This is a genomic window from Pseudomonas sp. ES1, from assembly GCF_050586605.1.
Taxonomy (GTDB): domain Bacteria; phylum Pseudomonadota; class Gammaproteobacteria; order Pseudomonadales; family Pseudomonadaceae; genus Aquipseudomonas; species Aquipseudomonas sichuanensis.
Genome location: NZ_JBOBDM010000053.1, coordinates 1 through 13,025, shown reverse-complemented (window position 1 = coordinate 13,025; position 13,025 = coordinate 1). Strand labels below are relative to the sequence as shown.

Annotated in this window: 11 protein-coding genes and 4 pseudogenes; 5 read left to right on the top strand and 10 right to left on the bottom strand. The window is 61.7% G+C overall.

The genetic code is table 11. The features are described from left to right. Positions 1-3: 3 nt before the first annotated feature. The 3 genes from ACQ4N9_RS20415 to ACQ4N9_RS20405 all read right to left on the bottom strand — a co-directional run bounded on the left by ACQ4N9_RS20415 (position 4) and on the right by ACQ4N9_RS20405 (position 1,750). On the bottom strand, positions 4-756 hold the full coding sequence (locus tag ACQ4N9_RS20415) for an SDR family NAD(P)-dependent oxidoreductase (protein WP_390971182.1): 753 nt from the start codon (positions 754-756) through the stop codon (positions 4-6). Beyond that, positions 753-1,175, bottom strand: a complete 423-nt coding sequence (locus ACQ4N9_RS20410; RefSeq protein ID WP_390971184.1) for a nuclear transport factor 2 family protein — start codon at positions 1,173-1,175, stop codon at positions 753-755. Before ACQ4N9_RS20410 ends, ACQ4N9_RS20415 begins: the two co-directional genes overlap by 4 nt. A gap of 128 nt (positions 1,176-1,303) precedes the next feature. Then, positions 1,304-1,750: a PAS domain-containing protein gene (locus ACQ4N9_RS20405; protein ID WP_390971186.1), complete on the bottom strand. Its 447-nt coding sequence runs from the start codon at positions 1,748-1,750 to the stop codon at positions 1,304-1,306. Between the two features lie 121 nt (positions 1,751-1,871). Between ACQ4N9_RS20405 and ACQ4N9_RS20400 the strand changes: the two genes are divergently transcribed. Then, entirely contained in the window at positions 1,872-2,771 is a 900-nt protein-coding gene (locus tag ACQ4N9_RS20400) for a MerR family transcriptional regulator (protein WP_390971188.1), read from the top strand. A 4-nt stretch (positions 2,772-2,775) separates the two neighbouring features. Here ACQ4N9_RS20400 and ACQ4N9_RS20395 read toward each other — a convergent pair whose 3' ends face one another. Further along, the gene (locus tag ACQ4N9_RS20395) at positions 2,776-3,669 is read right to left on the bottom strand and encodes a LysR family transcriptional regulator (RefSeq protein WP_110994839.1); all 894 of its coding nucleotides are present in this window, start codon (positions 3,667-3,669) and stop codon (positions 2,776-2,778) included. Positions 3,670-3,978: 309 nt separating this feature from the next. Between ACQ4N9_RS20395 and ACQ4N9_RS20390 the strand changes: the two genes are divergently transcribed. The 4 genes from ACQ4N9_RS20390 to ACQ4N9_RS20375 all read left to right on the top strand — a co-directional run bounded on the left by ACQ4N9_RS20390 (position 3,979) and on the right by ACQ4N9_RS20375 (position 9,178). Further along, on the top strand, positions 3,979-5,058 hold the full coding sequence (locus ACQ4N9_RS20390) for a 4-oxalomesaconate tautomerase (protein ID WP_390971191.1): 1,080 nt from the start codon (positions 3,979-3,981) through the stop codon (positions 5,056-5,058). Between the two features lie 60 nt (positions 5,059-5,118). Further along, positions 5,119-6,432: a dicarboxylate/amino acid:cation symporter gene (locus ACQ4N9_RS20385; RefSeq protein WP_390971192.1), complete on the top strand. Its 1,314-nt coding sequence runs from the start codon at positions 5,119-5,121 to the stop codon at positions 6,430-6,432. 120 nt (positions 6,433-6,552) lie between these two features. After that, a complete protein-coding gene (locus tag ACQ4N9_RS20380) occupies positions 6,553-7,857 on the top strand; it encodes a CitMHS family transporter (RefSeq protein ID WP_110994842.1) in 1,305 nt (434 codons plus the stop codon). A gap of 67 nt (positions 7,858-7,924) precedes the next feature. Beyond that, complete coding sequence (locus ACQ4N9_RS20375) at positions 7,925-9,178, top strand: OprD family porin (protein WP_390971194.1); 1,254 nt, start codon at positions 7,925-7,927, stop codon at positions 9,176-9,178. 203 nt (positions 9,179-9,381) lie between these two features. Here ACQ4N9_RS20375 and ACQ4N9_RS20370 read toward each other — a convergent pair. The 6 genes and pseudogenes from ACQ4N9_RS20370 to ACQ4N9_RS20345 form a co-directional block, all read right to left on the bottom strand. Beyond that, positions 9,382-9,570, bottom strand: a pseudogene (locus tag ACQ4N9_RS20370) (hypothetical protein); the annotation flags it as partial. Between the two features lie 257 nt (positions 9,571-9,827). Next, positions 9,828-10,178: pseudogene (locus ACQ4N9_RS20365) on the bottom strand (DUF4265 domain-containing protein); the annotation flags it as partial. A gap of 86 nt (positions 10,179-10,264) precedes the next feature. Then, a pseudogene (locus tag ACQ4N9_RS20360) lies at positions 10,265-10,381 on the bottom strand (HNH endonuclease); the annotation flags it as partial. 171 nt (positions 10,382-10,552) lie between these two features. After that, positions 10,553-11,173: pseudogene (locus ACQ4N9_RS20355) on the bottom strand (RHS repeat-associated core domain-containing protein); the annotation flags it as partial. A 142-nt stretch (positions 11,174-11,315) separates the two neighbouring features. Next, the gene (locus tag ACQ4N9_RS20350; protein ID WP_390971196.1) at positions 11,316-11,930 is read right to left on the bottom strand and encodes a hypothetical protein; all 615 of its coding nucleotides are present in this window, start codon (positions 11,928-11,930) and stop codon (positions 11,316-11,318) included. 9 nt (positions 11,931-11,939) lie between these two features. Further along, positions 11,940-13,025 (bottom strand): RHS repeat-associated core domain-containing protein (locus ACQ4N9_RS20345; protein ID WP_430933581.1); only part of this gene is annotated, 1,086 nt, incomplete at its 5' end.

The following is a 13,025-nucleotide window of genomic DNA, read 5'->3' as shown; positions in this document are numbered from 1 at the left end:
CGGCTACCCCTGTTCACGGCGGGCCATGCGCTGGCCCAGCTTCAGGCGCCAGCGCACCGGCAGCGCGCCGAGCAGGCGCAACACGCAGGTGAACAGGCCGGGGAAGTTGATCTCCAGTGGCCGCTGCGCCAGGCGTGCGGCGATATACCGGGCGGCGTGCTCGGCACTCCACATTTGCGGCATGGCGAAATCGTTGCGCCGGGTCAGCGGCGTATCGACGAAGCCGGGGCTGACCAGGGTGACATCGATGCCTTCGTTGATCAGGTCGATGCGCAGCGACTCGACCAGGTAGCGCACCGCCGCCTTGGACGCGCCGTAGGCACCGGCCCGTGGCAGCGCCAGCCAGCTCACCGAACTGCCCACCACCACCAGATGTGGCCGCTGGCCGCGCCGTAGCAGGGGCAGGGCGGCCTGGATGCAGTGGCACAGGCCCAGCAGGTTGGTGCGCATCACCCGTTCGACCAGGGCCGGGTCGAAGTGGCCGGGCTCCAGGTACTCGCAGGTGCCGGCGTTGAGGATCACCAGATCGAGGGCGCCCCAGTGCTGCTCGATATCCACGGCGATCTGCGCCACTTGCGGCGCCTCGCTGATATCACCGACGGCCAATAGCGTCTGGCCTGCAAAGCGCTCGGCCAGCGCTTGCAAGCTGCCAGCCTGGCGGCCACCCAGCGCGACCTGATGGCCTTGTTCCAGCAAGCGCAGCGCCAGGGCGGCGCCGATACCGCTGCTGGCGCCGGTCAACCAGCAGCGGCTCATGCCAGCCGGCCCTTGAGCCAGCCGATCAGCCCACCGACCACGGGCACGTGCTCGTACAGCAGCGCGCCGGCATCGAAGTAGTCCTGGTGAAATTCGACGTGCTCGCGCCAGCGCAGGTGGCTGCAGCCGTCAAGGCTGATCGCCCTGCCGCCGGCCAGGCGCGGGTGGCAAAAATGCAGGGTCCAACGCAAGTAGCCGTGGCCCGGCTGTACCTGGTCGGCGCCGTGGAAATCGTAGCGGATGTCCTGCACGTTGGCGTACAGCGTGGCGAAGTAGGCACGCAGGGCAGGCAGGCCGTCGATCTGGTGCAGGGGGTCGCGGAAGGTCACTGCTTCGCTGTACAGCTCGTCGAGGCGCTGCAGGTTGCCAGCGTTCAAGCCGGCAAAGCGTTCGGCGAAGGTTTGCAGGTAGTCGGACATGCGCGGCTCCAGGCAATCCTGTACACGGAACGATTTTTGTACAGGTATACCTGAAGCCTATGTCTAAAACTGTACAAGTCAACCTTCTTGTACAGTTTTAGAGGAGCCCGCTCCCACAGGCGTGTACATCAGTGGTTGCTGGTGGCCAACTGCTGACGCAACTGCGCCACCTCGGCTTCCAGCTCGCGGACTTTCTGCTCGGCGGATACCTGAGCACTGACGTCACGCTGAATGCCGATGAAATAGGTCAGCTGGTCGGCCTCATTGTGCACCGGGGTGATCGACAGCTCGTTCCAGAACAGGCTGCCGTCCTTGCGGTAGTTGCGCAGCACTTCGCGGCAAGGGCGGCCGTCGCGGATCGCCTCGCGGATCTTCGCAAGCCCCGGCTGGTCATGGTCCTGGCCCTGCAGGAAGCGGCAGTCCTGGTAGAGGATGTCGTCGACGGCATAGCCGGTCAGGCGTTCGAATGCCGGGTTGGCGTAGATCAGGATGCTGTCGCTGCCTTCCTGTTCGGCGACGACGATGCCGTCGTTGGAGGTCTCGACCATCAGTTGCAGCAGCTTTGCGTCGATCATGTGAACCTCGGGTAATGGTGGCGTGCGCGCTGGCCGCCATGATGACGCACGAACGCTCGGCGCAAAAGGCGGGGGATGGGTTTAGAATGGCGTCCCCGGCCCCTAGACCCCCACGTGCCCGATGACCGAAGCGATTTCCCCTGATTTGCTGCCCATGCGCGATGTGGTGAGCCTGACCGGCATCAACCCGGTGACCCTGCGCGCCTGGGAGCGCCGCCACGGGCTGATCAGCCCCCAGCGCACCGAAGGCGGCCATCGCCTGTACACGCCCGAGGATGTGCAGCGCATCCGCGACATCTTGCACTGGACGGGCAGCGGTCTGCCGATCAGCAAGGTCGGCGAATTGCTGGCCCGTCAGCACGAGCAGGGGGGCCGGGCGGTCGAGCAGGGCAGCGAGGCCTTCGACGACTGGCGCGCTGCCGTGTTGCGTGCCACCCAGGCCTTCGATGGGCAGGCGCTCGAAGCGCTGCATGGCCAGGTGTTCACCTTGTTCCCCAAAACTGTCGCGCTGCGCGAAGTGCTGATGCCGGTGTGGCGCCAGTTGGCCGCTGGCACGGCGTTCGGCCAGCGCAGCCAGTGGCTGTTCCTCGATACATTCCTGCGCGCCCGGCTGTTACTGCGCCTGCAACTGAACCAGGCCGCCGCCCCGCGCGTGCTGTTGAGCGCAGTCGGTGGTGTCAGTGAGTTGGAACTGCTGTGCAGCGCCCTGTTGCTAGGGGGGGAACAGCAGCGTATCGACGTGCTCGGCAACGGCCAGCCGCTGGACGAGCTGCCGCTGCTGTGCGTGGCCATGCGCCCGGCGGCACTGGTGATCAAGGTGCAGGGCCCGATCAGCCCAGCCCTGGCCACGCGCTTGCGTAGCCTGCAGATGGAGGTCGCCTGCCCGATGGCGTTGCTGGGCGACGGCCTGGCCGAGTTTGCCTCGCTGTTGCAGGGCATCCCGTTGGCGCTGCTGGAGGGGCAGGGCGCCGAGGCCGGGCCCAAGCTTGCGGCCTTGCTCAGGGGCGCACTGGAGCTGTAAAGGCTCAGCCGCTGCGCCACTTCTCCAGCAGTATCGCCACGAACTTTTCCGCCGCCGGCGACAGCGAGGCGCCGCGCCGGTACACCAGGCCCAGGGTGCGGGTGACCTCCGGCTCGGTGAGCGGGACGCTGACCAGGGTCGGGTGGTCGGGCCCGGGCATCGCCAGGCTGGGCATGGCCGAAACCCCCAGCCCGGCCTCGACCATCCCCAGCGACGTGGACAGGTGCTGCACCTCGTAGAACCATTTGGGCCTGAGGCTCAGCCCGCTCAATGCGTGGTCCAGCAGCATGCGGTTGCCGCTCAGGCGGCCAACACCGATCAGCCGGTAGTCGGCCAGTTCCGACCAGGTCACCGCTTTGCGCGATGCCAGTTCATGGTCGCGCCGGCAGGCCAGGACGAACGGCTCCTGCACCAGCGAGACGAACTCGATGTCCGAGTGCTGGCCGCTCATCATGTTGATGCCGAAGTCCGCTTCGCCGCGCAGCACCGCCTCCAGGCCGTCGTTGGCGCTGAGGTCGAGCAGGCGGATGCGGATCTTCGGGTACTGCTGGTTGTACAGGCGGATCACCGAGGGCAGGAAGTAGAAGGCCGCCGTGGGGATGCAGGCGAGGGTGACCTGGCCGCTCTGGCGCTCGGCCAGCTCGCGGATGCTCAGGATCGAGTCCTCGAAATCATCGAGCAGGCGGCGTGCCTTGGGCAAAAAATCTCGGCCGACGCTGGTCAGGCTGACGCGCCGGGTGGTGCGTTCGAGCAGCGGCGTGCCCAGGCCCTCTTCGAGCTTCTTGATACGCCTGCTCAGCGCCGGCTGCGACAGGTGCAGCACTTCCGCGGCCTCGTGGAAGCTGCCCAGTTCGGCGATTTTCACGAAAGATCTGATGTCTTGGAGCTCGTATTCCATGGCGACTCTCGGTTTAGTTCTTGATATAGCGATCAGGGCTGCTTTGCAGCCCATCGCCGGCAAGCCGGCTCCCACATGGATCGCGCCAGCTCAAGCAATGCGCTAACCCTGTGGGAGCCGGCTTGCCGGCGATGAGGCCAGTGCTCGTCACACAAAACAGGGGTTTCACACGGGATCAACAGCAACGTTTGATTGATTTGCCAAACGCAATAATAGCTACGATCTTTGCATTGGATTGATTTATCCATGCCTGTCACTCTTTCGATCACAACATCAATTCAGCCGATTGATCAACAAGAGTCACTAGACATGCAACGAATCCCCTGTGTGCTCATGCGCGGCGGCACCTCCAAAGGCCCCATCTTCCATGCCTGGGATCTGCCTACCAATGTGGTCGAGCGTGATGAAGTGCTGCTGCGCCTGATGGGCTCCGGCCACGAGCTGGAAATCGACGGCATCGGTGGTGGCAGCCCGCAGACCAGCAAGGTGGCGATCGTCAGCCCGTCGCTGCACGCCGACGCCGATGTCGACTACCTGTTCGTCCAGGTGATGGTGGCCCAGCGCCGCGTGGACACCGCGCCCAACTGCGGCAACATGCTCTGCGCCGTGGGCCCGTTCGCCATCGAGCAGGGCCTAGTCAAGGCCGTCGAGGGCAAGACCCTGGTGCGCATCCGCAATCTCAACACCAACACCTTCGTCAATTCCCTGGTCGAGACGCCCAACGGCATCGTCCGTTACGAAGGCCGCACGGCCATCGATGGCGTGCCGGGCACGGCGGCGCCGATCCACCTGACCTTCCTCGACGCGGTCGGCAGCAAGACCGGGCAGCTGTTCCCCACCGGCCAAGCCTGCGATGTGATCGACGGCGTGCCAGTGACCTGCATCGACATGGCCATGCCGATGATGATCGTCGAGGCCAGCCAGCTGGGCCTGGACGGCGGCGAAAGCCCCGCCGAGCTGGATGCCGACAGCCGCCTGCTCAAACGCCTGGAAGCGCTGCGCCTCAAAGCCGGGCGAGCCATGGGCCTGGGCGATGTCAGCGGCATGGTCATCCCCAAGCCGGTGCTGGTCAGCCCGGCGAAGTTCGGCGGCACGCTGCAGGTGCGCTACTTCATGCCGCACAACTGCCACCGGGCGCTGGCCATCACCGGAGCAATCGGGCTGGCGACCGCCTGCGTCAGCCCCGGCACCGTCACCATTAACCTGCTTGGCGATGCGGCCCAAGGCCTGCAGCAAGTGCGCCTCGAGCACCCCAGCGGCGGCATTGATGTGGCGCTTACGCGCAGCGGGCCGGGTGGCAAGACGATCCAGGCGTCCGTGGTGCGTACCGCCCGCCGGCTGTTCTCAGGTTTCGTCTACGCGCCAACGGCACGGCGGCTGGCTGGCTGAGCCGCTGTACCCAAGGACGACACAGCGCATCCGCACAAATCCAACAATGGGTGATGCCTCATGAAACTGGTCAAATCGCTGTACTTCCAGATCCTCTGCGCCGTCCTGCTGGGCGTGGTGGTCGGGCACTTCTGGGCGCAACAGGCAGTCGCCCTGAAGCCGCTGGGCGATGCCTTCATCAAGCTGATCAAGATGATGATCGCACCGGTGGTGTTCTGCACCATCGTCACCGGCATCGCCGGCATGAGCGATCGGCGCTCGCTGGGCCGGCTGATGAGCAAGACGCTGTTGCTGTTCCTGGTGCTGACCGTGATCAGCCTGGCGATCGGCCTGGCGGCGGTGCATATCTTCCGCCCGGGCGAGGGCATGAATATCGACCCGTCGACCCTCAGCACCCAAGGCCTGAGCCAGTACACCGACTCGGCGGCCAAGCTGGGTGTGGTCGACTTCTTCATGCACATCATCCCCGACACCTTCATCGGCGCCTTCAACAAAGGCGAAGTGCTGCCGGTGCTGTTCCTCGCCGTGCTGTGCGGTTTTGCCCTGTCGGCCATGGGAGAGCGCGGCCAGCCGGTGCTTAATGTGCTGGAATCAGCATCGCAGATGGTCTTCAAGATCTTCGGCTACCTGATGCGCTTCGCCCCGGTGGGTGCCTTCGGCGCCCTGGCGTTCACCGTGGGGCAGTACGGCATCAGCTCGCTCGGCGCGCTGGCCAAGCTGGTCATGACCCTGTACATCGCCTGCGCCTTCTTCGTGCTGGTGGTGCTTGGCGGGGTGTGCCGGGCCAATGGCTTCAGCCTGTGGAAGCTGCTGCGCTACCTGCGCGAAGAGTTCCTGGTGGTGCTCGGTACTTCGTCCACCGAGCCGGTGCTGCCGCGCATGCTGCAGAAGCTGGAAGCCCTGGGCTGCAAGAAGGGCGTGGTAGGGCTGGTGCTGCCCACCGGCTATTCGTTCAACCTCGACGGCACGGCCATCTACCTGTCGCTGGCTGCGGTGTTCATCGCCCAGGCCTGCAACATCGACCTGACCCTGGGCCAGACCCTGACCATGCTGGCAATCATGTTGCTGTCGTCCAAGGGCGCGGCGGGGGTGACCGGCAGCGGCTTCGTTGCGCTGGCCTCGACCCTGACCGTGATTCACGACATCCCGCTGGCGGGGCTGGCGCTGCTGATCGGTGTCGACCGCTTCATGTCCGAGGCGCGGGCGCTGACCAGCCTGGCCAGCAACGCGGTAGCCACGGTGGTGATCTCGCTGTCGGAAAACGCCTGTGACCGGCAGACGCTGATGCGCACCCTGGCCGAAGGCCCGCAGCCCGCCGCCAGCGCTGACAGCCCAGCCCACTGGCCGGCCGGTGAGCCGCGCCAGCACAGCTAGCCCACCCGCTTACAAGCACTCAATGACATAAACTTCCACCCAGCGCCGCGAGGCGCGGGTGGGGCAGGGGCCGTTCGCGCTCGCGGCGGCCACACCTCATAAAAACAAGAGAATATTCCCATGCTCGCATTGCTTGGCCTGGTCATGGTGGTGACCTTCACCTACCTGATCATGAGCAAACGCCTGTCGCCGATCGTTGCGCTCACCGTAGTGCCCATTGTCTTCGCCGTGATCGGTGGCTTTGCCCCGGACCTTGGCAAGATGATGCTCGACGGCCTGAAAACGGTCGCGCCGTCCGCCGCCCTGCTGCTGTTCGCCATCCTGTTCTTCGGCCTGATGATCGATGCCGGGCTGTTCGACCCGCTGATCCGCAAGATCCTCAAGCGGGTCAACGGCGACCCGATCAAGATCGCCATGGGCACCGCGTTGCTGTCGCTGCTGGTGGCCCTCGACGGCGACGGCACCACCACCTACATGATCACCTGCGCCGCCATGCTGCCGCTGTACAAGCGCATCGGCATGAACCCGATGATCCTGGCGACCATCGCCATGCTGTCGCTGAGCATCATGAGCGGCCTGAGCCCGTGGGGCGGGCCGGCCACCCGGGCCATCGCCGCCCTGGGCCTGGATGCCAGCGAGTACTTCATCCCGATGCTGCCGACCATGGTCGGCGGCGCGGCCTGGGTGGTGTTCACCGCCTTCCTGCTGGGCCGCGCCGAGCGCAAGCGCATCGGTAACATCAAGCTCGAATCCGGCGGCGGCAACTGCTACATCAAGGCGATCCTGGAAGACACTCCGCACAAGCGCCCGCGCCTGGCCTACGTCAACCTGGTGCTGGTGATCGCGGTGATGGTCGCGCTGGTGATGGGCCTGATGCATGCGGCAATCCTGTTCATGATCGGCTTCGTCGCGGCCTTGATGATCAACTACCCGCAGCTCGAGCTGCAGAAAGAACGCATCCTCGCGCACTCCGGCAACGCCATGACCGTGGTGCTGCTGGTGTTCGCCGCCGGTATTTTCGCCGGCATCTTCTCCGGCACCAAGATGGTCGATGCGCTGGCGCAGACCCTGGTCGACTGGATCCCTGAAGCCTGGGGCCACTGGTTCCCGCTGGTGGTGGCGATCACCAGCATGCCGCTGACCTTCGTGCTGTCCAACGACGCCTACTACTTCGGCGTGGTGCCGATCCTGGCCAACGCGGCCGCCGCCTATGGCATCGACCCGGTGGAGATCGCCCGCGCCTCGGTGCTTGGGCAGCCGGTGCACCTGATGAGCCCGCTGGTGGCGTCCACCTTGCTGCTGGTCGGCATGGTCGACCGCGACATCGGCGAGTTCCAGAAAGCCACGGTGAAGTGGGCGGTGCTGACTTCGCTGGTGATCACCGCGCTGGCCCTGCTGACCGGGGCCCTGTCCTTCTTCGTCTGACCCTCCCTGACGGGTGGCCGAGCGGCCGCCCGGTTACGCGCCAATAACAATAAAAGAGTCCCCGAACATGACACGAGCCCTTCAGCGTGGGGCCGCTTGCGGCCTGCTGTTCTGCACCTTGCCTACGGCCCAGGCGGCCGGTTTCATCGATGACGCCAGCCTCAAGCTGCAGCTGCGCAATGTGTACTTCAACGAAAACTTTCGCGACGAGCAGGGCCTGAGCGCCCGCGCCGCCGCCAACGCCAAGAGCGAGCGGGTGGAATGGGCGCAGGGTTTCCTGCTGGACTACCAGTCCGGTTTCACCCAAGGCCCGCTGGGCCTGGGGGTGGATGCCCTGGCACTGGTCGGGGTCAAGCTCGATTCGGGGCGCGGGCGCAGTGGCACCGGCCTGCTGCCGGTGCATGACGATGGCCGTGCGGCGGACCAATTCGCCAGTGCCGGGGTCACCGCCAAGGCCCGGCTGGGCGCCACCGTGGTCAAGCACGGCAGCTTGCTGCCCAAAACCCCGGTGCTGGTCTACAACGACGCCCGCCTGCTGCCGCAGACCTATCAGGGCACCCAGCTGGTCAGCACCGACATCCGCGGCCTGACCCTGAGCGCCGGCCACCTCGACCGCTTCAAACAGCGCGACTCTTCCGACAGCACCGGGCTGTATGCCGACGGCTACGGCGGTCGCGAATCGGGTGACTTCACCTACGCCGGCGCCGAGTACGCGGTCAGCAAGCAGCTGCGCTTGAGCTACTTCCACGGCGAGCTGGAACACTTCTATCGCCAGGACTTCGGCGGGGTCCAGCATGACCTGGCGCTGGCGGGCGGCGTGCTGACCACCGACCTGCGCTATTTCAAGAGCCACGACAGCGGTGCGGCCTACGGTGGCCGCATCGACAACGACATGTTCAGCGGCCAGCTGGCCTACAGCCACAGCGGCCACACCCTGGGCGCGGGCTACCAGGTGCTCGACGGCGAGGCAGGGCTGCCTTATGTCAGCGGGGCGACGGTGTATTCGTTCAGCAACGTCGGCATCGGCAAGTTCATCGAGGAAGAAGAGAAAACCTGGATGGCCAGCTATGCCTACAACTTTGCCGCTGCCGGCGTGCCGGGGCTGACGTTCATGACCCGCTACCTGAGTGGCGACAATGGCCGCTCCGGCACGGCGGGCCTGAGCGAGTGGGAGCGCGACATGGAGCTGGCGTACGTGGTGCAGTCGGGCAGCTTCAAAGGCCTGGGGGTGAAGCTGCGCAACTATGTGTACCGGGCGGACTTCGCCCGTGGTCGGGACAGCAACCGCATCTACCTGACTTACGACATTGCCCTGTGGTAGCGCATCCTCGGGCTAGGGTTTATACGAGAAGTTCTGTGGGAGCGGGTTTACCCGCGAAGGGCTGCAAAGCAGCCCCATTAGTGGCGATGAAACCTTATCTGACTGGCATCCGGCAGTGGGGGAGGGCTGAACTGGCATTTTCTAATAGCGGGCGATGAGCTTATTTAGCGAGCTTTGGCCTTGCTCTTGTCAGGGACTGGGTCGCCGTTAAGCAGGCGGTGGACGAGGTTGCCGCGCTCATCGTACTGATAGTGGGTGCCGGCGTACTCGCGCAGCAGGTTGTCCATGCGCTTGTTGCGGCGTGGGTCGTGTTCCAGCGGGCGGTTGAGCTGCTGGGCGTTGTCGTCCAGCAGGTTGCCGGCCGGGTCGAAGGCGAAGGTATCGACGCCCACACCCCAGTTCACGTTGGCGTTTGGGCCGCTGCATTCGGTTCCAGCCGCTGCCTGAACGGGGATCGTCCTGAGTGCAAAGTACTGAACCACAGTACGATTAGATAAATGCAGCGTGCGGGCAAAGAGATTGCATCGCGTTTGCCTCTTCGCCAAACGCCAGACTCAGCCAAGCCTTACAAAATGATGGAGCACCGCCTCCAGTAAGTTTAAAGCCAGCACTGCTTGGAACACATCTGCCTCGCCAGAAAAAACTATAACTATTGACGCATCATGCCATAGTCATAATTCAATATCCCTGCTTCGCTTTTTTTCTCTAGATATCCAGAAATGGCATCAAAATCAACATTGGTAGGGATATTTACAGAGAAAAACTTTTTACTCATACCTTCCCAAGAGCAGCCCATGCTCAAAATTTCCGCCATGACCAACTCTGACAAGTCTTCACTATCATCAAAAAATATTATCCTTATCGTGCTATTTCCTTCGTCACCAATGACGTCGGTAAAAAACGCCTCACCATTACTGCCCCTTGAAGTTATAACTTCATCGTTCAGGCAAATTTCCTTAGAGTAGAAGGGTATGTTTTTTATTTTATAGATGTTCTCATCTAATTTTTCCGCTCATACACTTTCCACTCCTACAGGGGGGTAGTCATCAGCAATCTCCAACTCGATAAAGACTTTTTCCGTTGTTATCACCTAGAAGTCACAAGAGTCGCTTTTTCAATATTACAGACCCTGCATAGAACCTGTCCATTTTCTGGTGTTCCAGAACCACTTTTCGATTTTGGAATTACATGATCAACATGTGCCTCATTTTCAGGAGGTCGCACGCCACGTTCGTGTCTGATTGCATTGACTGCCTGAACATTGCAGTTTTCACAAGTCAATCTGCCGTGGCGGTCAATATTTTCTTGCTTTACGTCACTCTTTCCAGCCTTAGTGAAATCTTTACCAGGCCTGCTCCCGTGTGCACTTTTTCTAGCAAGTCCCAACGGGTCAAACCATTCCGTTGGGTTATCCACGTAGCTATAGAGGTTAATCCCACCCGCGTAGCTAATTGGATCTTGACTTACAAATCGCCCAACCTTCGGATCATAGTACCGATAGCGGTTGTAATGCAGCCCGGTCTCGTAATCGTGGTACTGGCCCTGGAATCGAATCGGGTTGGTCATCCTGACCTGCCTGGCCCACTCCGAACGCGCCTCGCGTGCTTCACCCCAAGCCTTGTACTGCGCCGTCCACGCCACCTCACCGTTGTGGTCGGTGAGTTCCATCGGTGTACCGAGGTGATCGCACTGGTACCAAGCAATCAAATCGAACGGCTGCGCCTTGACCTCGGTGTGCCACAACGGGTCCTGATCGAAATCGTATTCCCGACCGCTCCAGTCCGGCTGGCGTAGCAGGCGAATCGGCGCCTTGCGCAGTGCCTGGACCACCGGCACAAAACTGCCCGGCTCGTACGGGTAGTGCACGGTGCGCCCGGTCTCGCCGTCATCCTGCGGCGGCGAGCTTTTCCAGGCGAGGGTCTCGCCGTCCCAACCGTACAGGGTGTAGCTACAGCCCCGTTCGCGCTGGCGCTAGGCACGCTGCAGTCGAGCACCTGGCGTTCCTTGCTCTTGACCACGTTGCCCACGGCCTTGATCGATCAATGGCAAAACTACGAAAAAGTTACAACTCGGCTTGTGAAGGTTACATAACTTTACTGCCGCCTACCATTTTCAGATTCATCTCAGATGTAAATATCTAACGAAATGGAACAGGCAATCTTCTTGTTAGTGGGCGCAATTTTTCCCTGTCATCCCAAAGTCCCGGGAATACTTCAAACTTAAGATCATCTCTATTAATGCCAGTCTCGTGATAGCGGATAAGGCGATCTGTAAGATCTAGATCTCCCCACATATTCACAAGCTCATACTTTTCGATCTGTTGCCTGTCCTGCAAGACTTTCAGGTCATGCTTAACAACAGGTGCGCTATTCGTATCAAACATGCCGCCTCTTAAGTCAATCAGTCTCCCCCCTAGCATCGGGAACGATTCAATGTCGCCCTCAAAATGCCCAGGATCAAAGATGGAATATGATTTGATCCAAAGGTCCTGGGGGCGGAATCCTAAAATCGAGCCGGTCACATCAAGCTTTCTGTAACCAAGCCGCTTTAATACAACTGACCCAACAAATCCATGAAATATTGGTAGAACGCCATCCCAATCAACATTGCTCCAATCATCGTGAGATTGAAAAATATTGAAAAAACACATTTCCGCCTGCCTTTCCATACGAGCGGCAGTAAAAAGATCGTCTCTCAGCTTGAGAACAATGAAATCACCGTCTCTCCAAGTAATTCGCTTTCCCACGCTCATTCCTCCACCTTAAATAGGACAACCTTTCGAAGCACCCGATAGGTGCAAGTCTGCAGCGGCTAGGTACTCATCTCGCCTTTGGTTCTGCGCGCCAACCGGGTTCTGTCTATTCGCTGTAGAGCCTTTTTTCACGCTCTCGTAACTTTCGTAGTAGCGCTGCTCCAGACCTCGGGCAGTGTCCTTCCCCTGCTGTCCATAATCGCTGTATAGGATTTCAGGTGCATTGCCACCGAACCTGTCAAAGCTACTGTATCGGTAATTCAACACCTTCTCTGGAGACTGTTGGCCTTGCATGCTGGCATATCCAAGGTAAGGTTTGCCAGTTTCAGCATCTAGGCCTCTATAGGTTATGTGGGTAGCAGTCGCGGGGTTCCCAGCCAGCCCTAACGGATCAGACCAATAAACTGGGTTATCTCCATAGGAATAGAGATTTATACCCCCTGCGTAACTGATCAGGTCCTGGTTGATAAACCGCCCAACCCTCGGATCATAGTACCGATAGCGGTTGTAATGCAGCCCCGTCTCGTGATCGTGGTACTGGCCCTGGAATCGAATCGGGTTAGTCATCCCGACCTGCCTGGCCCACTCCGAACGCGCCTCGCGTGCTTCACCCCAAGCCTTGTACTGCGCCGTCCACGCCACCTCACCGTTGTGGTCGGTGAGCTCCATCGGTGTACCGAGGTGATCGCACTGGTACCAAGCAATCAAATCGAACGGCTGCGCCTTGACCTCGGTGTGCCACAACGGGTCCTGATCGAAGTCGTATTCCCGACTGCTCCAGTCCGGCTGGCGTAGCAGGCGAATCGGCGCCTTGCGCAGTGCCTGGACCACCGGCACAAAACTGCCCGGCTCGTACAGGTAGTGCACGGTCCGTCCGGTCTCGCCTTCGTCTTGCGGCGGCGAGCTTTCCCAGGCGAGGGTGTCGCCATCCCAGCCATACAGGGTGTAGCCACACCCCAGTTCACGCTGGCGCTTGGCCCGCTGCATCCGGTTCCAGCCGCTGCCCGAACGGGAATCGTCCTGATAGCGTGCGCTCGAGTGTTTATGCAGGCGGCGGCCCAGGGCGTCGTAGCTGTAGACCACGCTGAGCTTGCT